The following is a 19,802-nucleotide window of genomic DNA, read 5'->3' as shown; positions in this document are numbered from 1 at the left end:
CACCACACTTATTAGTTTTAAACTTGAATGATCCTCCATATGTAACTTCAGTAGTTGAAATGGTTTACACGGAAGGTGAAGAAGTAATGTTGAAGAACGTATTTGAAGTAGTTTGGTAGGTATTCAAAAGCACTTTCTATTGTACCCATAGGGGACAGTGATAATCAATGCTTATTTATCATTTGTGTTAAAAATTGTAAAGAAGGAGAAGGAGTCAGCCCTTCTCTTTCTCTTTTTATCTATCTCATGACTAAATTAGGTTTCTTCTTTAAGCTGTGGCGGCCGTCGATGAAGCGGACGGTACCTGATTTCGCACGCATAACAACCGAGTGAGTTAGTCCAAAATTACTTTTGAATTGAACTCCTCGCAATAGTTCGCCGTCTGTGACACCTGTTGCTGCAAAGATGGCATCGTCGCCAGTTACAAGGTCATCCATTCGTAGGATTTTGTTGCAATCTAAGCCCATAGATTCACAGCGTGCTAGCTCTTGCTCGTTTTGTGGTAAAAGTCTTCCTTGGATTTCTCCACCTAAGCTTTTAAGTGCAACGGCAGCAATGACCCCTTCTGGAGCACCACCGGATCCAAATAAGATATCAACACCTGTGTGATCAAACGCAGTGTTAATCGCACCTGCTACGTCACCGTCGTTAATAAGCTTAATCCGAGCTCCTGCTTCACGAATTTGTGCGATGATATGTTCATGACGTTCACGATAAAGAATCGTTGCCACTACATCTTCAACGTCTTTGTTCTTAGCACGCGCTACTGCTTGTAGATTGTCTAGGACTGAAGCATTGATGTCAATTTGACCAACTGCTTCGGGTCCTACTGCAATCTTATCCATGTACATATCCGGTGCATTTAAAAGGTTCCCATGATCAGCGACCGCTAAAACAGCGAGAGCATTCCAGCCACCAGAAGCAACAATGTTTGTACCTTCTAGTGGATCCACGGCCACATCTACACGTGGCCCGTAGCCTGTACCAAGCTTCTCTCCAATATATAGCATGGGCGCCTCGTCCATTTCCCCTTCGCCAATGACAACGGTTCCTTTCATCGGAACTGTATCAAACACATCACGCATAGCAGAAGTGGCTGCATCGTCTGCTTCCATTTTCTTTCCGCGACCCATCCATCTTGCCGATGCAAGTGCAGCCGCTTCTGTTACACGAACTAATTCCATGGATAAACTTCTTTCCATATTCTCCGCCCCCTGTGTTACAAGTATCATTTTAATTGGTATAACACAATAACAACAATATTGTAACACATTAAATAGGGGTTGTCTGAAAAATCATGAATTTTCTAGCTGTTCTATTTCTTCCGTGGTCATTTTTTCGCGCCAGATGGTCGCACCTAAACCAAATAACTTTTGTTCTAAGTCACTATATCCTCTGTCAATATGTTCTAAACCTGTAATTTCCGTTACACCTTCAGCCATTAGACCCGCAATGACTAACGCTGCACCTGCTCGTAGGTCTGACGCCTTTACTTTTGCCCCTTGTAATTGAACAGGTCCAGCCACAATCGCAGAGCGACCTTCAACTTTAATATTGGCGTTCATACGGCGAAGCTCATCAATATGCTTAAAGCGAGCAGAGTAAATCGTATCCGTAACAACCCCAGAGCCTTCCGCTCGAGTTAAAAGGCTCGTAAAAGGCTGCTGCAAATCGGTCGGGAATCCAGGGTAAACAAGTGTCTTAATATCTACCGTTTTAAGAGCATCCGATTTGCCGATAAATATTTGATCGTCACCTGGCTCAACTGGAACTCCCATTTCACGGAGCTTCGCAATGAGAGATTCTAAGTGAAGAGGAATGACGTTATCAATTAGAATCCCTTCTCCGACAGCTGCCGCCATGATCATATAGGTTCCCGCTTCAATACGGTCTGGGATGATGGTATGGCGACAGCCGCGAAGCGCGTCTACCCCTTCAATACGGATAACATCCGTGCCGGCCCCTTTGATTTTAGCGCCCATATTGGTTAGAAGGGTGGCCACATCAATGATTTCCGGTTCTTTTGCCGCATTTTCAATAATGGTTTTCCCTGTTGCCCGAACAGCAGCAAGCATAATATTAATGGTTGCACCAACACTGACAACATCTAAGTAAATTCTAGCACCACGAAGCTCATCCGCTCGCAGATAAATTGCTCCTTGCTCATTTGTTACTTCTGTACCAAGTGCTTCAAAGCCTTTTATATGCTGGTCAATCGGTCGCGGACCAAGGTGGCAGCCACCAGGTAAGCCAATGACCGCCTTCTTAAAGCGACCTAGCATGGCACCCATTAAATAATAGGATGCACGTAATTTTTTTACTTTACCACTAGGAAGTGGCATGGAAATCATCTTCGAAGGATCGACCTCCATTGTTCCTTCTTCAAATGATACCGTCCCTCCAATTTCTTCTAAAAGATCTTGAAGCATATGAACGTCTGATATATCTGGTAAACCATCAATTGTTACTGGAGAGTCGGCTAAGATTGTCGCGGGAATTAGGGCAACTGCACTATTTTTGGCCCCACTAATCTTGACAGAACCTTTTAGGGGATAGCCCCCTGCAATTTTAAGCTTTTCCATTTGAGACTCCCTTCCTCTGTGTTGAATAATACATCTTGTCTTTTATATAGACATCATTCTTCTTCAATATACCTAGAAGAAATTAACAGACTATTATCCTCTATTTTCCCAATCTTTCAAAAACGCTTCAATCCCTTTATCTGTAAGGGGATGGTGGAATAATTGTTTTAAAACCTTAAACGGAATTGTCGAAATATCGGCACCTTGAAGGGCCGCGTCGGTCACATGCTGCGGATGACGGATGGATGCGGCAATAATTTCCGTTTCCACTCCGTGAATGGCAAAAATATCTGAGATCGTACGAATTAAGGTTGCGCCGTTAAATCCAATATCATCCAGGCGGCCAATAAACGGTGACACGTACGTAGCACCTGCACGGGCTGCCATTAATGCTTGGTTCGCACTAAAAATAAGGGTTACATTCGTCTTTATTCCTTTTTTTAGCAAAGACCGAAACAGCTTTTAATCCATCGGGTGTCATAGGCACTTTAATCGTAATGTTATCTGCAATTTTCGCAAGCTCTAGACCTTCTTCAATCATGCCTTCTGCATCCGTTGCAATCACTTCTGCAGAGACAGATCCCGGTACAAGATCGGTAATTTCTCTTAAACGATCTTCAAATGTAACATTTTTTTCTTTAGCTACTAGAGATGGGTTTGTCGTTACCCCTGATAGAATCCCCCACTCATACGCCTCTCGAATTTCTTCCATATTTGCCGTGTCTATAAAAATTTTCATGTTCTAATTCCCCTTTGTTTGAATATCTTATTATTTTACTGTAGCTTGTCTAAAAAAGAAAATGTATTCACTTGGCCCCTATCATTTCAGTTCCTTCTCCCTAATCCGTTTGGCATACTTCGCCACTACCTACTTAGATTACATTCAAGAAAGATGAGTGAAATCCTTTTTTCTTTAAGGGATTTTCATAGGAGGGTAGAAGATTTTTGATACACGTCTAGATAATAAAGAAACCGCCTCAATAAAGGAGGCGGTTCTAATCGATGTATAAAATACTCAAGGAGAGTCTTATGCTTGGTTGCTAGAACCAAATTCGCGCATTTTACCTTTAACTGTTTCACGAATAGCGTCGCGAGCTGGTCCAAGGTATTTACGTGGATCGTACTCTTCAGGCTTTGCTGCAAGAACTTCACGAACTGTTCTAGCAGAAGCAATTTGGTTTTCAGTGTTCACGTTAATTTTCGCTGTACCAAATGAAATGGATTTTTGAATATCTGCAGTTGGAATTCCAGTACCACCGTGTAGTACTAGTGGAAGTCCAGTAGCTGCACCGATTTCTTCCATTTCTTTGAATCCTAGGTTTGGTTCACCTTTGTAAGGACCGTGAACGGAACCAAGAGCTGGAGCAAGTGTGTCGATACCTGTACGTTCAACAAGCTCTTGACACTCTTTAGGATCTGCATAGATAACGCCTTCTGCGATCACGTCATCTTCTTGTCCACCAACTGTTCCAAGTTCTGCTTCAACAGAAACCCCTTTAGAATGAGCATATTCTACAACTTTAGAAGTTGTTTCAATGTTCTCTTCAAATGGATGGTGAGAAGCATCGATCATTACAGATGTGAAACCTGCATCAATCGCTTCTTTACATTTTTCAAAGCTTGAACCGTGGTCAAGGTGAATTGCCACTGGAACTGTGATGTTAAGATCTTCCATAAGACCTTCAACCATTTTACAACGGTTTTAAAACCGCTCATGTAACGTGCAGCTCCTTCAGAAACTCCAAGAATGACTGGAGATTTCTCTTCTTCCGCTGCTTGTAAAATCGCTTGAGTGAACTCAAGGTTGTTTAGGTTAAATTGACCTACAGCATATCCTTCTGCTTTTGCTTTGTTCAGCATTTCTGTCATGGAAACTAAAGGCATTGTTTTTCCTCCTTAAATGTCAATAAAGCTCAAGATAGTTTTTGTTATCACAAGGGAAATATGTATTCATGTTCCTTGAGATGAGCTTTATTGATTGGAATACAACAGTATGATACCAAATTCACAAAGTTTTTACCAATGACTTCTTCCCATATTCATAAATTATCTACATTTTTATGTGTTTTTCGTGAATTAAACAGATTCTTTCACATATTGCTTAACAGCTTGCCTGATTTCATCAATGTCAAAAGGCTTAGCAAAATGGGTAATCGCTCCTAATTGCTTCGCTTCTTGAATCATATCTAACTCTCCGTATGCCGTCATGATAATGACACGGATATCTTCAATCTTCTGCTTCATTCTTTTTAAAATCTCAATCCCGTCCATACCTGGAATTTTCATATCTAATAAAACTAGGTCAGGTGTGTGTTTATCGACTATTTCTAACGCCTGTACTCCGTTTGCTGCTTGAAACGTTTGATATCCCTCTTTTTGCAGTACTTCATTTAGCAGAATGCGAATCCCAAATTGGTCATCTACGATTAATATTTTTTCTTTCATCTTTACACCTCTACCCCGATAAATTTGTATCTACACTTTGTCCCCAACTTATTATTTCTCTAAAATGTCCTAATTTCCTCCTAAAATCCTATTTTTTGCTCTTCTTTTTTTAAAACTCTATAATATAACCATATTTTCTATGGAAGAAGGTAGGGTTTTATACCATGTTAAAAATGTTCTCAACTCAGCTTACAGGCCTTTTCGGAAGAGTTCAAGCAAACGAAGAATTCGCAATGGAAGACGCCGCTCGTCTCCTTGCCCAAGCTGTTGCTGGTGAAGGTAAAATTTATATAAAAGGATTCGCCGAAATGGAATCTGTCGAACTCGAAGCCACCAAAGGCCAAGAACCCATGAGAGGGGCTTATACAATCGATATGTATGAAGAGATCACAGAAGCGGACCGAGTGTTAGTAGTGTCTCGCTTTTCAAACGATGCCGGCGCGATCATCCTAGCAAAAAAATTAGTTAGACGGGGAATAAGCTTTGTCGCTATTTCTGGTGGAGTAAAACAAAGAGTAGAAGGAGAAGAAGACCTTAGAGACTTAGCAGACGTTCACGTCGACACCAAGCTATTAAAAGGCATGCTCCCAGGAGAGCTCGGCGCCCGCTTTGGTTTCCCTGGAAGCATGGCTGCACTCTTTGCGTATCACGGAATGAAGTTCGTATTTGATGAAATTTTGACAGAGTATTTTGAGGAAGAAGAGTTGTAGTGGATGAGCTGCCGTTGCGGTGGCTTTTTTTGTTGGAGGGGATACCGCCGCTTGGGAGCGGTTCGGGTGGTTGCGTGCGGCTTTGGGTGTTTGCGTGGACACCGGGTTTTTGCGTGCGGATTTGGTCCGTTGCGTGCACTTTTCCAGATTTTTCGTGCGGGTACAGCCCCATCCTGTGCAGTTGCTCGTCACTATTGTGCGGTTCGCCAGTCATTTTGTGCGGCAAATGACCAATCTTGTGCGGATACTATTACTCTCGTGCGGCAAAGCCTAGATCTCGTGCGGCTAATCTCCAATCCTGTGCGGCTACATTCCCAAATGGTGCGGGTAGCCACAAATGCTGTGCGGGACCGATTTGCTAGTCTTACTGGTCTTCCCGGTCTCCCCGTTCTTCCAATTCTCCCCCAACTCACCTTCTCCCCCTTACACCTGGCCTTACGATCTCCAATTCCCCCTGACCTTCACACCCTCCCCGATCCTCCCAATAAATTAAAACAAACACCGCTACAGCGTAGCGGTGTTTGCCCTAACTATTCAAATTACTTCTCACCAAATAGTAAAGACGCGTTCACGAACTCACGGAATAGTGGTTGTGGGCGAGTTGGGCGAGATGTGAATTCTGGGTGGAACTGACAGGCCACGAACCATGGGTGATCGGTTAGCTCGATGATTTCTACTAGGCGGCCATCTGGGCTTGTGCCTGAGAATACAAAGCCTGCTTCTTCCATTTTCTCACGGTAGTGGTTGTTGAACTCGTAGCGATGACGATGACGCTCGTATACCACTTCTTCGCCGTATGCTTCAAGCGCCTTTGTTCCTTGTGAAATTTTACAAGGGTACACACCAAGACGTAGCGTCCCACCAAGATCTTCTACATCCTTTTGTTCTGGAAGTAGATCAATGATCGGATAAGCTGTTTCTGGGATTAACTCAGAAGAATGTGCACCTTCCATGTTTAACACGTTACGGGCAAATTCAACGGATGCCAGCTGCATACCTAAGCAGATTCCAAAGAACGGGATGCCGCGTTCGCGAGCAAATTGGGTTGCGACAATTTTACCTTCTACACCGCGGTCACCGAAGCCACCTGGTACAAGAATTCCGTCTACGTCACTTAGGCTTTCTTCCACATTTTCAGTTGTTAAAAGCTCAGAGTTTAACCATTTTACTTTTACATCTGCGTCATAGTTATAGCCTGCGTGTTTTAGAGCTTCTACTACAGAAATGTACGCATCTTGTAGTTCTACGTATTTACCGACAAGAGCAATCGTTGTTTTACGAGACAGGTTACGTACTCTTTCTAAAAGAGCATTCCACTCTGTCATGTCCGCTTCTTTTGAATCCAATTTTAAGTGGTCACACACAATTTGGTCCATGTGTTGAGCTTGTAGAGCTAGTGGTACGGCGTATAATGTATCGGCATCAAGAGCCTCAATCACGGATTGAGAATCGATGTCACAGAATAGGGCAATCTTATCTTTCATGTCTTGAGAGATAGGTTGCTCTGTTCGAACGACGATGATGTTTGGTTGAATACCAAGGCTGCGCAGCTCTTTTACACTATGTTGAGTTGGCTTTGTTTTCATTTCGCCTGCTGCTTTGATGTAAGGAACTAGTGTACAGTGAATATACATCACGTTATCGCGGCCGATATCACTCTTAATTTGGCGGATGGCTTCTAGGAATGGTAGAGATTCGATATCCCCTACAGTTCCACCGATTTCCGTGATCACGACGTCTGCATTTGTTTCGTGTCCTGCTCGGAAGACACGCTCTTTAATTTCATTTGTGATATGTGGAATGACTTGAACCGTGCCACCAAGGTAATCTCCACGACGCTCTTTACGAATAACAGAAGAATATACTTTACCAGTTGTCACGTTGCTATACTGGTTTAAGTTAATGTCGATAAAACGCTCATAGTGACCAAGGTCAAGATCCGTTTCAGCACCATCACTCGTAACGAATACTTCCCCGTGCTGATAAGGACTCATGGTTCCTGGGTCCACATTTAAATATGGGTCAAATTTTTGGATGGTAACCTTTAACCCGCGATTTTTAAGTAGTCTTCCTAAGGATGCTGCTGTGATTCCTTTTCCAAGAGAGGAGACAACCCCACCTGTTACAAAAATATATTTTGTCATGACTATTCCCCTACTTTCGTCTCGTAATTGTATTTTGTTAGTGTATCCAAGGGATGAAAAAATAAAAAACGCTCCCTACAAAAAGTGTAGGGAGCGTTCAGATTTATATCCGTCCTCTTTTAAAGAGCCCAAATAAGATTCTACATACGTGATAACGTGAAGTCAAGAAAAAGAAAAATTAAAATTCTTCTTCCTCATCTTCCTCTTCCTCTTCCTCTTCCTCGTCATCCTCTACGATTTCTAAATCATCGTCATCCTCGATAATTTCTTCATCGTCTGTGTCGTCGAAATCTTCTAAGTCTTCATCTTCAGCAAGATCTTCATCTTCTTCAAAATCATCTAGTTCGTCAAGATCCAGTTCTTCCTCATCGATATCATCGAATAGATCTTCATCATCCTCTGATTTTTTCTTTTTCTTGCGAACTTTGATCGTTGGAGCTGTCTCTTCTTCGATTTGATCTACTGGGTACCATTCACGAAGACCCCATTTGTTATCACCGATTGCAAGGAAACGGCCATCGATGTTCATATCTGTGTAGAATTGTGCAATTTTTCGCTTCATTTCTTGATCTGAAATTTCTAGGATTTTTTGAATATCTTTTACGATTTCATTAAACGGAATTGCCTCTTTTTTCTCTAGTAAAATGGCATTCGTTATTTCGATAAAAGACACTTCTTTTAATTCGTCTTGTGATAATTCTCTTATGTTCACCCTTCGCACTTCCTTTCTCTATTTCACACTCTCCACGAGTTTAAGCGCATAAAATTTCCATTTTAATTAGAAACATATACTTCATTATAAACAATCTACAATACTTTATGCTAGATATATCTATGTTTCTTAGTCTTTTTTTTGTTTTTATTTCTTTTATTCTTTTGGTACTGTCGTATTGCTAGATATAAAAAGTAAAAGGAAAGCAGAAAGAAGGTAATAGCGCCTAATTGCTTTTGATATAGAAAAATTCCGATAAAAACTACGATGATAATAATTAATCCTTTTATATAAAACATAGGTTCACTTCCTAGACACGAATGGCTTGCCACCCCTAAGTATAACGAATTTTCGAAAATTGTTGTATTAACCTAGTGTAAAATATTTCTTTTTTTATGTTGAGGATGAAACATGAGTTTGTTTGATTGAATTGAATGGCCGTTCCTACCATTCCTCTAGTACCTGATACCCTTCACCATCTGAATTTTTTTATCACTATTCACCACAATTAAACAAAAAAACGGGGAGGCCAATCTTTCCCCGCTTAAGTATGCCCTACATATTTCTTCTATATTGACCACCGACTTCGTATAAGGCATGCGTGATTTGTCCAAGGCTCGCTACTTTGACACATTCCATGAGTTCAGCGAAGATATTTCCGCCATTCATGGCTGTTTCCTGTAGCTTTCTTAAGGCTGCCCCCGTCTTGTCTTCATGCTCCTGTTGGAATTCACGAAGATGACGTATTTGAGCATCCTTTTCTTCTTTGGAGGCACGTGCTAGCTCCATATTATCCATTTCTTCCTCAGAAGGAGGGTTTGGATTTAGATACGTATTCACCCCAATAATCGGTAGTTCACCTGAGTGCTTCTTCATCTCATAATGCATGGATTCTTCTTGAATCTTCCCTCGCTGATACTGCGTTTCCATCGCGCCGAGTACTCCGCCGCGGTCATTAATTCTTTCAAATTCTTGTAGTACAGCTTCCTCTACTAAATCCGTTAGTTCTTCAATTATAAACGAGCCTTGAAGAGGGTTTTCATTCTTCGTTAAGCCATGTTCCTTTGAGATAATCATTTGAATGGCCATAGCTCGTCGAACGGATTCCTCTGTTGGTGTTGTAATGGCCTCATCATACGCATTCGTGTGGAGAGAATTGCAGTTATCATGAAGAGCCATAAGTGCTTGTAGAGTGGTACGAATATCATTAAAGTCGATCTCTTGTGCATGAAGACTTCGACCTGATGTTTGGATATGGTATTTCAATTTTTGACTTCTTTCATTCGCACCATATTTGTCTTTCATCACAATCGCCCATATTCTTCGCGCCACGCGTCCTATAACCGAATACTCTGGATCTAGCCCATTGGAGAAGAAGAAGGATAGATTTGGCGCAAAACTATCAATATTCATTCCTCTACTTAAATAATACTCCACATACGTAAATCCATTGGCAAGGGTAAACGCCAATTGAGATATTGGGTTCGCACCCGCTTCTGCAATATGGTAGCCGGAGATCGAAACAGAATAATAATTACGCACCTCGTGGTCGATAAAATATTGCTGAATATCTCCCATCATGCGAAGCGCAAATTCGGTCGAGAATATACACGTGTTCTGTCCTTGGTCTTCTTTTAAAATGTCTGCTTGAACGGTTCCTCGAACAACCTTTAGCGTGGCTTCCTTCGTTTCCATAAACTCTTCAAGCGTTAACGGTCGGCCGACTTCTTCTTCACGCTTTTTCACTTGCTGGTCAATTGCCGTGTTCATAAACATCGCAAGAATAATCGGTGCAGGTCCATTAATCGTCATGGATACTGACGTTGACGGTGCACATAAGTCAAAGCCATCATAAAGCTTTTTCATATCCTGAAGAGTACAAATGCTCACACCGCTCTCTCCGACTTTTCCGTAGATGTCGGGACGGTGTGCTGGATCTTCTCCGTAAAGAGTCACGGAATCAAATGCCGTACTCAGTCGCTTTGCATCGTCATCCTTTGATAAGTAATGGAAGCGGCGGTTCGTTCTCTCTGGAGTCCCTTCACCTGCGAACTGACGCTTCGGATCCTCCCCTTTTCGTTTAAATGGAAACACACCTGCTGTATAAGGAAAGGCACCTGGTACGTTTTCTTTATACACCCATTTTATAATTTCACCGTAGTCCTTGTATTTCGGTAGCACAACCTTCGGAATAGAAAGCCCAGATAAACTTTTTGTCTCTAACTCGGTGACGATTTCTTTCCCTCGAATGTTGGTAACGAACTGATCCTGTTCATATAATCTCTTTGTCTCTTCCCATTTGGAAAGGATCTCTTTACTTTCAGCATTCAAGGATTCTTGCACGCTTTCTTTTACACGGTTGAAAGATTCAGGGACTTCTTGTAAAAGGTCTTCGGTACCCTGCAGCTGGAAGAGTTGTCGCGCTACCTTCTCTTGCTCGGCTACCTTACGGTGATACCCTCTTACCGCTTCTGAAATATCTCGCAGATAGTAGCGACGATTGGGCGGAATGATCACATTCTGTTTCTCCACTACTTCGTGTTTACTAAACGCAGTCGTCCATCCTGAACGAAAACGCTCATTCATCTTCTCTGTAATGGCTGCGAACAAGGCGTTCGTCCCCGGATCATTAAACTGACTCGCGATGGTTCCGTAGACAGGCATCTCAGAAAGCTCCTGATCAAACAGCATACGACTGCGCTGATATTGCTTCTGTACCTGACTTCTCGCGTCTTCTGACCCTTTCCGGTCAAATTTATTGATCACAATAAAATCTGCAAAGTCAATCATATCAATCTTTTCTAGCTGACTCGGTGCCCCGAATTCACTCGTCATCACGTACATTGAGAGGTCCGCAATCTCCGTGATTTCCGCGTCGCCTTGCCCAATCCCGCTTGTTTCAACAATAATCCAATCGAATCCGGCTGCTTTTACGATACTCACAGCATCACGAATCGCAAGAGATAACTCTGACTTCGAGCCACGAGTGGCCAAGCTTCGCATATACACACGAGAATGGAAGATGGCATTCATCCGAATTCGGTCTCCAAGTAGGGCACCCCCGGTCTTCTGCTTTGTCGGGTCAATGGATAGTATGGCCACTCGCTTTTCAGGCACTTCATGTAAAAAGCGTCGGATTAACTCGTCGGTTAACGAGCTTTTACCTGCACCTCCTGTACCCGTGATCCCAAGAACTGGAACATCCTTCTCTTGTTTCTTCACAGATGTCAGAATGCTCTCGGCCGTTGCCGCCACGTCAGTAGCCTCCCTTACATGAAGCTCTGCAAGGGTAATCAGCTTACTAACAGCATTCACATTGTTTGGAGAAACGTCGTTTACCTGCTCGGCAATCTCTCCCCCTACTGTCAGGAAATCACATTCCTTCAGCATTCGATTGATCATGCCCTGTAAGCCCTGTGTTCTCCCGTCTTCAGGTGAGAATATGCGCGCAATTCCGTACTCATGAAGCTCTTTTATCTCACGAGGGATAATCACCCCGCCGCCTCCACCGTAAATTCGGATATGCCCAGCGCCTCTTTCCTGCAGGAGATCATACATATATTTAAAGTATTCAACGTGCCCACCTTGGTACGAAGATATCGCTATCCCTTGAACATCCTCTTGAATTGCCGCATTCACTACTTCTTCAACAGAACGATTGTGACCTAAATGAATCACTTCCGCCCCGCTGCTTTGTAAAATACGTCGCATAATATTAATTGACGCATCGTGACCATCAAACAAACTACTTGCTGTTACAAACCTAATACTATGCTTTGGTTGATAGATTTCCATGCTTAACCTTCCCCCTTTTACACTCAATACCGTGACAAACAAGCTCTGTTTGAAGCTCAATATACTCCTCTATGGTGTACCGCCGCTGAAAGGCCCAACGTCTAAATGCCCACATCTGCCCTTGAACGAAGATATCGTTCGCTGTTACATAGATTTGTTGTTCATCAAGCTCAATTTCTCCCGATCTCACGCAGTTGCGAAGGAGTACCTGAAACATGTCGACCATTTCCATTTCTTTTTGGAGCACGTAGGGGATGGCGTCCTTCGATAAGGACTTTGCTTCCTGGTACATAACTAGTACCTCCTCCTGCAGCTCATCCATTAGATGAAAATAGTACGCTATTGCTTGCTTTAGCTGCGAAATGGTTCCCCCGTTCACATCCATTTCGGACAGCTTCTCCTTCACTCCGTCGTAAATATTGTCACAAACTAAATAGAGGACATCTTCCTTTGTCCTGATATATTCATAAAGCGTCCCAATACTAAACCCCGCAGCCTTTGCAATCTCCCGCGTTGTCGTTCGGTGAAACCCCTTTTCTTTAAACAGCGTCACCGCTCCCCTAATGATCTGGTTCCGCCTAATTTCAATTAATTTTTCATCTTTAACTGATGCCTTAACAGGTCTTTTCATACACTTCCACTCCCCTAAGTGGAATTTGGTTTTTCTCCTATTCCCTTTGTTCGTAAGGTGCGAGGAGGTTGAAGGATTGGATGAGATTTTTGGCGGGTTGGCGCTTTTGGTGGGTTGGGTGGCATGGCTTTGGTGAGTTGGTCCTTTTTTGCGTGCGTCTGCTCTTTTTCCGTGCGGCTGTGGGCTTTTTTCGTGCGCTTTTCTCCCTGTTGCGTGCACTTTTCTGCCACTTGCGTGCGGATTGCGGACTTTTGCGTGCACCTGCTCTTTTTCCGTGCGGCTACGGGCTCTTTGCGTGCGCTTTTACCCCGTTGCGTGCACTTTTCTGCCACTTGCGTGCGGATTTCGGACTTTTGCGTGCACCTGCTCCTTTTCCGTGCGGCTACGGGCTCTTTGCGTGCGCTTTTCACCCCGTTGCGTGCACTTTCCCCGCTTGCGTGCGGATTTCGGACTTTTGCGTGCACCTGCTCTTTTTCCGTGCGGCTACGAGCTCTTTGCGTGCGCTTTTTACCCTTTTGCGTGCACTTTTCCGCCGCTTGCGTGCGGATTTCGGACTTTTGCGTGCACCTGCTCTTTTTCCGTGCGGCTACGGCTCTTTGCGTGCACTTTTCTGCCACTTGCGTGCGGATTTCCGCCGCTTGCGTGCAGGTTTAAGCCTTTTGCGTGCACCCGCTCTTTTTCCGCGGCTGCTATTTAACACGCCCTCACCAACTCCCCATCCATTCCATCCATTACCCTAACTTCCTCCCAATCCACCCCTACCAAATAGTCTTACTTCGTCAACATCCTAGAAATAACTAAACGTTGGATTTCCTGCGTTCCTTCGTAGATTTGAGTAATCTTTGCATCACGCATAAAGCGTTCGACTGGATAGTCTTTTGTGTAACCATATCCACCAAAGATTTGGACGGCATCCGTTGTGACGTTCATGGCTGTGTCTCCTGCCATGAGCTTCGACATCGCGGACTCTTTGCCGTATGGCAGTCCTTCAGATTCTAACCAAGCTGCTTGATAGGTTAATAGTCTTGACGCTTCGATGCTTGTTGCCATATCGGCGATTTTAAACGAAATGCCTTGCTGGCTCGCAATCGGCTTCCCGAATTGTTCCCGTTCTTTTGCATAGCGAATACTTTCATCCAGTGCACCTTGGGCGATTCCCACTGCTTGCGCAGCGATTCCGTTTCGTCCGCCGTCTAGCGTCATCATGGCGATTTTGAATCCTTCTCCAAGGTTTCCTAGCATATTTTCTTTTGGTACTTTACACTCTTCAAAAATAATTTCCGTGGTTGGAGAGGAACGAATGCCTAGTTTTTTCTCTTTCTTTCCAACCGAGAAGCCTTCAAATCCGCTCTCTACGATAAAAGCAGTTGTGCCACCACGTTGTTTCTTTTCTGAATCTGTTAACGCAAATACTACATAGATGTCTGCAATGCCACCGTTTGTGATAAAGATTTTACTTCCATTTAAAATATAATGATCTCCCTCGAGGCGAGCCGTTGTTCGCATTCCCCCTGCATCAGAACCAGAGCCTGGCTCCGTTAACCCGTAAGCACCGATTTTCTCTCCTTGTGCCATTGGACGAAGGTATTTTTGCTTTTGCTCTTCTGTACCAAATTTATAGACTGGCCAGCCCGCAAGTGACGTATGGGCAGATAGCGTTACCCCAGTTGAGGCACACACGCGTGATAGCTCCTCCACTGCGATACAGTAGGCTAAGTAGTCGCTGCCAATTCCACCGTACTCCTCTGGCCACGGAATTCCTGTTAAGCCTAACTCTGCCATTTTATCGAAAATGTCTCGGTCGAAGCGTTCTTCTTCATCTCGCTCTGCAGCGGTTGGCGCTACTTCGTTGACCGCAAAATCGCGGACCATTTTACGAATCATTTCATGCTCTTCACTTAATTTGAAATTCATGTCCCATCCCTCTTTTTCCTCTATTTTAATAAATGCTTTCCTAATACGACGCGTTGAATTTCGCTTGTGCCTTCGTAGATTTCGGTTACCTTCGCATCGCGGAAGTAGCGTTCTACTGGATAGTCTTCTGTGTAGCCATAGCCTCCGAATACTTGGATGGCTTCTGTTGTGACATGAACGGCTGTTTTAGACGCAAACAGCTTCGCCATGGAGGCTTCTTTTCCACATGGGCGCCCTTCTGTACGGAGGTTTGCTCCTTGATAGACTAGTAGCTTCGATGCTTCAATAGCAGTTCCCATATCGGCTAACTTGAAGGCTAGGCCTTGTTGGGCAGCGATTGGCTTTCCAAACTGAACGCGCTCCTTCGCATACTCAACCGCCTCATCAAATGCTGCTTCTGCTATCCCTAGAGCTTGGGCAGCGATTCCGATTCGTCCTACATCAAGGTTTGCCATCGCTATTTTAAACCCTTCCCCTTCCGCACCTAAAAGATTGGAAGCTGGAACCAACATATCCTCAAAGGTTAATTGAACGGTGCGAGAGCCGTGAAGACCCATTTTTTCTTCGTCTTTCCCAATGACAAGGCCAGGCGTATCCTTTTCCACGATAAACGCTGAAATGCCGCGTGTTCCCTTTTCAGGGTCCGTTGAAGCAAAGACCACATACGTATCAGCTTCTCCGCCGTTAGTGATAAAGATTTTACTACCATTCAGTCGGTACTGATCTCCTTCTAGCACGGCACGAGTTCGTAGACTTCCTGCGTCAGATCCTGAGCTTGGTTCCGTTAAACAGAACGCCCCTAAGTACTGTCCACTCGCAAGCTTCGTCACGTACTTTTGCTTTTGCTCCTCTGAACCGAAATAAAGGATCGGGTTGGTGCCAACCGATGTATGAACCGATAGGACGACACCAAGGGTTGCACTGACCTTTGATAGCTCGTGAATTGCGATAATATAGGACGTGAAGTCCATTCCTGCCCCGCCGTATTCTTCTGGAATGGTCATTCCCATTAAGCCAAGCTCCGCCATTTTCGATAAAATAAGGCGTGGAAACTCTCCTGCTTCCATCCTTTCTACAAACGGTGCTACTTCTTCGCGTGCGAAGTCTCGCACCATATTACGGACCATTTCTTGCTCTTCAGTGAATAAAAAGTTCATCCCCTAATCCCCCTTAGCTGTATTCGTAAAAACCACGGCCCGTTTTCTTTCCCAACCAGCCTGCCTTCACATATTTTCTAAGTAGAGGACATGGGCGGTACTTATCGTCACCAAAGCCCTCATGCAGCGTTTCCATAATATAGAGACATGTATCAAGTCCAATAAAATCCGCAAGCGTAAGTGGTCCCATCGGATGATTCATCCCAAGCTTCATGACGTCATCAATCGCTTCTTTTGATGCCACCCCTTCGTATAAGGTGTAAATCGCCTCGTTAATCATGGGCATAAGCACACGATTTGACACGAACCCAGGGAAGTCATTCACTTCAACTGGCACTTTTGAAAGAGACTTACTCATATCTTCAACGGCTTGATACACCTCATCTGCCGTCGCTAATCCACGAATAATCTCAACTAGCTTCATCACTGGCACGGGATTCATAAAATGCATCCCAATTACCTTTTCAGGACGCTTTGTCACAGCCGCAATCTCCGTGATGGGGAGTGAAGAGGTGTTGGTCGCTAAAATCGTGTGCTCTGGCGCAATGCTATCAAGCTTTGAAAATATATCTTTTTTAATCGTCATATTTTCTACAGCTGCTTCAATGACGATATCTACGTTTTTCGCGTCCTCAAGATTTGTTGATAACGTGAGACGGGAGAGAACCCCTTCTTTCTCCTCCTCTGTCATTTTTCCTTTTATCCACTGAGCGCGCTATGTTCTTTGTAATACTTGCTAACCCTTTTTCCGCAAACTCTTGTTTAACGTCGTTTAAAACGACGTCATATCCCCCTCGAGCACAAACCTGGGCTATCCCCGAGCCCATTTGTCCTGCTCCTATGACCATTACACGTTTGATTGCCATACCTTCTCCCCCTTTGCTTTTCTCTTACGCTTTTGGAACCTCAATCATAATGGCATCCCCTTGACCGGTACCACTACAGATCGCTGCCACTCCTATTCCTCCACCTCGACGCTTCAGTTCTAGCGCGAGAGTTAAGACAATTCTCGCCCCACTTGCTCCGATGGGATGACCAAGTGCTACTGCTCCGCCGTTCACGTTCACTTTGTCATGATCCAACTCTGCAATTCTCCCGCTCGTTAACGCCACAGCTGCAAAGGCTTCATTTATCTCAAACAGGTCAATGTCGTCTAAGGACTTTCCTGTTTTTTGTAAAAGTTTATTGATCACTAAACCAGGCGTTTCTGGAAACTCTTCTGCTGGCACCCCAATCTCTGCATGAGCTAAAATGGTCGCAAGCGGTGTCTTTCCTAACTCTTCTGCCTTTTCATCACTCATTAAAACAAGGGCACACGCTCCGTCGTTCACTCCAGGTGCGTTACCTGCCGTAATGGTGCCATCGTGATCGAACACTGGGCGAAGGGCTGATAGCTTTTCATACGACGTATCTTTTCGAGGAGCTTCATCATGATCCACGACCACCGGCTCGCCTCTTCGCTGTGGCACTTCGACTGAAACAATTTCCTCAGCAAATGTTCCGTTGTCCATGGCGATGACAGCACGCTCATGGCTTCTGAAGGACCAGCGATCCTGCTCTTCTCGTGTGATTTCAAATTTGGTTGCTGTTCTGTTTCCGTATGTCCCCATGTGCACATCGTTAAAGCAACACATTAATCCATCGTGAAGCATCAAATCCTTTACTTGATGATCGCCCATCTTTAGACCCCATCTTGCTTTCGGAATAGCATACGGAGCATTTGACATACTCTCCATTCCACCGGCTACAATGATGCTCTCATCTCCAGCACGAATGATCTGGTCTCCTAGAGATATACTTCGCATGCCCGAAGCACATACTTTATTAATGGTTTCTGTCTTTACTTCCCACGGAATACCTGCATGTCTTGCTGCTTGGCGAGAAGGTATTTGGCCTTGACCACTTTGTAACACATTCCCCATTATTACTTCGTCAATTTGATCTTTTGCAACCCCTGCTCTTTCGAGTGCTGCGCTAATTGCTTTACCCCTAATTCGGATGCAGTAAAGCTACTAAGAGCTCCTCCAAGCTTCCCAAATGGAGTTCTTGCCCCCGCAATAATCACAGTTTTTGTCATACTGTTTCTCCCCTCTCTTTTGTTCGTAAACGCTTTCAAAAATGACGTTGACTGAACGCTCGCTCATTTTTGTAGCAAAATAAAAAAAAGAAAAAACCTTCCCACCTCCATTATAAGGAAAGTTCTTGGGTTTTTACAGAATTTTAAGAAATTATTTTATAATACTATTTCACTCTTTGGATCACACGTTGTGGAATCCTATTTTCTTTTTACTACTTTTTTCTTAATTTAGGATTGACTTACTCAGTTGAACTGTATAAACTTCAACTATATAGTTCAACTGTATAAAGGAGATTAATATGAAAAGAACTAAGCATTTACCATTAACCGAGACGGTGTTCTACGTTTTATTGTCCCTACTTGAACCAAGTCATGGCTATCTTATTCTTCAGAAAGTAGAAGAGTTAAGCGAAGGCAGCGTACGGATGGCAGCTGGCACGCTTTATGGTGCTATTGAGAATTTAGTAAAGTTAGGGTTCATCGAGCCGGTTGAATCAGGAGACAAGAGAAGAAAGGTGTATGTTATTACCCATTTAGGTTTAGAGGTTTTAAAAGCAGATCAACAAAGAATGTCACACATGGTTTTATTGGCAGAGAACGCATTAAAACAATAGGAGTGATCATGATGCAACGGTTACGTTATTTTATGGATTTAGATAAAGAAGAAGAGTGGTTGAATGAAAAGGCAAAAGAAGGCAATGTACTCTATCAAAAATCATTCTTCTATCACTTTAAGGCCACGACAGAGAAAGATCCCACTGTGAAACTCGATTACCGAACGTTCAAGCATAGAGAAGATTTCGAAGACTATATAGCCCTTTTTGAAGATTCTGGTTGGAAGCACATAGCAGGGAGTAAACGTTCTGGAGTCCAATATTTTCAGCGTGTTTCTAACGAGGCAACAGGGGATATTTTCTCCGACTCTCATTCAAAGGCTGAACGCTATAAGAGGTATGCGCAAACGTCCGCAAGTTTACTATTCACATATTTTATTTTATTAATTGGGTTAATGAGCGCAGACGTCCTTCATCTGCAAGAAATGCTCCAGCCAAAGTCATTGTATTATACACCTGGATTGTGGGAGAAGGAGGGTGCTGATTTTTGGAGAGCATTTTTATTTGAAACGCCATACGCATTTTTCAGAGGTTTCGCTTGGTTGCTCTTCCCTATTGCCATTGTGATCTTTTTCTTGTCCGCTACGATTTCTTATATAAAATATGAAAAATTAGTAAATCAGTAGTAATATAATTTTTTAGTATGTTTACGATGAGCCTCTCCCTAAAATAATCCTCTTCCAGTTAAATGGATGGTAATATTATGAAGATGGGTGATTATTTGAATACGATTGCCTGGTTCATTGTTACCTGTGAATTTAGTTTCTAGATTGTCATTTTGCTCGGATTTTATATTCGGTATTCTTTGGGTAAGAAATCGCTCGGATTAATCTTTTTAGCCTTAACACCCTTAATTGATTTGGCTTTAAATGTTTTGACCACGTTGGATTTAGCAAGGGGCTCGACTGCTACGGTCGCTCAATGTTAATTATTTGGCTATCTAAACATATTTAACTCCTTGGAAAATGTGTGTTCTTTACCTTTATTTAATGATGGATTAGGTTTTAATCATAAGGCGGGA

12 protein-coding genes and 4 pseudogenes are annotated in these 19,802 nt (G+C 43.4%); 3 read left to right on the top strand and 13 right to left on the bottom strand.

Annotated features, from left to right (window positions below):
* Positions 1-239: 239 nt before the first annotated feature.
* The 5 genes and pseudogenes from glpX to M44_RS17040 all read right to left on the bottom strand — a co-directional run bounded on the left by glpX (position 240) and on the right by M44_RS17040 (position 5,027).
* On the bottom strand, positions 240-1,202 hold the full coding sequence (glpX, locus tag M44_RS17060) for a class II fructose-bisphosphatase (protein ID WP_010175568.1): 963 nt from the start codon (positions 1,200-1,202) through the stop codon (positions 240-242).
* 93 nt (positions 1,203-1,295) lie between these two features.
* The gene (locus M44_RS17055; RefSeq protein WP_010175567.1) at positions 1,296-2,582 is read right to left on the bottom strand and encodes a UDP-N-acetylglucosamine 1-carboxyvinyltransferase; all 1,287 of its coding nucleotides are present in this window, start codon (positions 2,580-2,582) and stop codon (positions 1,296-1,298) included.
* 93 nt (positions 2,583-2,675) lie between these two features.
* Positions 2,676-3,321, bottom strand: a pseudogene (gene fsa, locus M44_RS23995) (fructose-6-phosphate aldolase).
* A 288-nt stretch (positions 3,322-3,609) separates the two neighbouring features.
* Positions 3,610-4,466: pseudogene (locus tag M44_RS23990) on the bottom strand (class II fructose-bisphosphate aldolase).
* Between the two features lie 192 nt (positions 4,467-4,658).
* Positions 4,659-5,027: a response regulator gene (locus tag M44_RS17040; protein ID WP_010175566.1), complete on the bottom strand. Its 369-nt coding sequence runs from the start codon at positions 5,025-5,027 to the stop codon at positions 4,659-4,661.
* Between the two features lie 164 nt (positions 5,028-5,191).
* On the opposite strand from M44_RS17040, the gene M44_RS17035 reads away from it, so the two are divergent.
* Positions 5,192-5,737 (top strand): DUF2529 family protein, encoded by a 546-nt coding sequence (locus M44_RS17035; RefSeq protein WP_010175565.1) that lies wholly within the window; start codon positions 5,192-5,194, stop codon positions 5,735-5,737.
* Between the two features lie 539 nt (positions 5,738-6,276).
* Here the strand turns inward: M44_RS17035 and M44_RS17030 are convergent.
* From M44_RS17030 to M44_RS23980, 8 genes and pseudogenes are all read right to left on the bottom strand, one after another.
* Positions 6,277-7,881 carry a CTP synthase gene (locus tag M44_RS17030; protein WP_010175564.1) on the bottom strand — a complete coding sequence of 535 codons (1,605 nt, stop codon included), beginning with the start codon at positions 7,879-7,881 and terminating at the stop codon, positions 6,277-6,279.
* A gap of 178 nt (positions 7,882-8,059) precedes the next feature.
* Positions 8,060-8,593 carry a DNA-directed RNA polymerase subunit delta gene (gene rpoE / locus M44_RS17025; RefSeq protein WP_010175563.1) on the bottom strand — a complete coding sequence of 178 codons (534 nt, stop codon included), beginning with the start codon at positions 8,591-8,593 and terminating at the stop codon, positions 8,060-8,062.
* Between the two features lie 555 nt (positions 8,594-9,148).
* Entirely contained in the window at positions 9,149-12,388 is a 3,240-nt protein-coding gene (gene icmF, locus M44_RS17015; RefSeq protein ID WP_010175561.1) for a fused isobutyryl-CoA mutase/GTPase IcmF, read from the bottom strand.
* Complete coding sequence (locus tag M44_RS17010) at positions 12,363-13,019, bottom strand: TetR/AcrR family transcriptional regulator (RefSeq protein ID WP_010175560.1); 657 nt, start codon at positions 13,017-13,019, stop codon at positions 12,363-12,365. Before M44_RS17010 ends, icmF begins: the two co-directional genes overlap by 26 nt.
* A 771-nt stretch (positions 13,020-13,790) precedes the next feature.
* Entirely contained in the window at positions 13,791-14,933 is a 1,143-nt protein-coding gene (locus tag M44_RS17000) for an acyl-CoA dehydrogenase (protein WP_010175558.1), read from the bottom strand.
* A gap of 20 nt (positions 14,934-14,953) precedes the next feature.
* Positions 14,954-16,090, bottom strand: a complete 1,137-nt coding sequence (locus M44_RS16995; protein WP_010175557.1) for an acyl-CoA dehydrogenase — start codon at positions 16,088-16,090, stop codon at positions 14,954-14,956.
* Positions 16,091-16,103: 13 nt separating this feature from the next.
* Positions 16,104-16,956 (bottom strand): annotated as a pseudogene (locus M44_RS23985) (3-hydroxybutyryl-CoA dehydrogenase).
* Between the two features lie 24 nt (positions 16,957-16,980).
* Positions 16,981-18,167 (bottom strand): annotated as a pseudogene (locus M44_RS23980) (acetyl-CoA C-acetyltransferase).
* A 299-nt stretch (positions 18,168-18,466) separates the two neighbouring features.
* Here M44_RS23980 and M44_RS16980 point away from each other — a divergent pair.
* Entirely contained in the window at positions 18,467-18,781 is a 315-nt protein-coding gene (locus M44_RS16980) for a PadR family transcriptional regulator (protein ID WP_010175552.1), read from the top strand.
* Between the two features lie 8 nt (positions 18,782-18,789).
* On the top strand, positions 18,790-19,407 hold the full coding sequence (locus tag M44_RS16975) for a DUF2812 domain-containing protein (protein WP_237705328.1): 618 nt from the start codon (positions 18,790-18,792) through the stop codon (positions 19,405-19,407).
* Positions 19,408-19,802 lie beyond the last annotated feature (395 nt).

Origin of the sequence: Bacillus coahuilensis m4-4 (genome assembly GCF_000171615.1) — a bacterium.
Classification (GTDB): domain Bacteria; phylum Bacillota; class Bacilli; order Bacillales; family Bacillaceae_K; genus Bacillus_T; species Bacillus_T coahuilensis.
The sequence above is the reverse complement of the archived record's forward strand: the minus strand, read 5'-3'. Positions and strand labels throughout refer to the sequence as shown.

Coding starts and splice junctions, on each gene's coding strand:
- M44_RS16980 (WP_010175552.1), top strand. CDS start 18,467: ATGAAAAGAACTAAGCATTTACCATTAACCGAGACGGTGTTCTACGTT.
- M44_RS16975 (WP_237705328.1), top strand. CDS start 18,790: ATGATGCAACGGTTACGTTATTTTATGGATTTAGATAAAGAAGAAGAG.
- icmF (WP_010175561.1), bottom strand. CDS start 12,388: ATGGAAATCTATCAACCAAAGCATAGTATTAGGTTTGTAACAGCAAGT.
- M44_RS17030 (WP_010175564.1), bottom strand. CDS start 7,881: ATGACAAAATATATTTTTGTAACAGGTGGGGTTGTCTCCTCTCTTGGA.
- M44_RS17040 (WP_010175566.1), bottom strand. CDS start 5,027: ATGAAAGAAAAAATATTAATCGTAGATGACCAATTTGGGATTCGCATT.
- M44_RS17035 (WP_010175565.1), top strand. CDS start 5,192: ATGTTAAAAATGTTCTCAACTCAGCTTACAGGCCTTTTCGGAAGAGTT.
- glpX (WP_010175568.1), bottom strand. CDS start 1,202: ATGGAAAGAAGTTTATCCATGGAATTAGTTCGTGTAACAGAAGCGGCT.
- M44_RS17055 (WP_010175567.1), bottom strand. CDS start 2,582: ATGGAAAAGCTTAAAATTGCAGGGGGCTATCCCCTAAAAGGTTCTGTC.
- M44_RS17000 (WP_010175558.1), bottom strand. CDS start 14,933: ATGAATTTCAAATTAAGTGAAGAGCATGAAATGATTCGTAAAATGGTC.
- M44_RS17010 (WP_010175560.1), bottom strand. CDS start 13,019: ATGAAAAGACCTGTTAAGGCATCAGTTAAAGATGAAAAATTAATTGAA.
- M44_RS16995 (WP_010175557.1), bottom strand. CDS start 16,090: ATGAACTTTTTATTCACTGAAGAGCAAGAAATGGTCCGTAATATGGTG.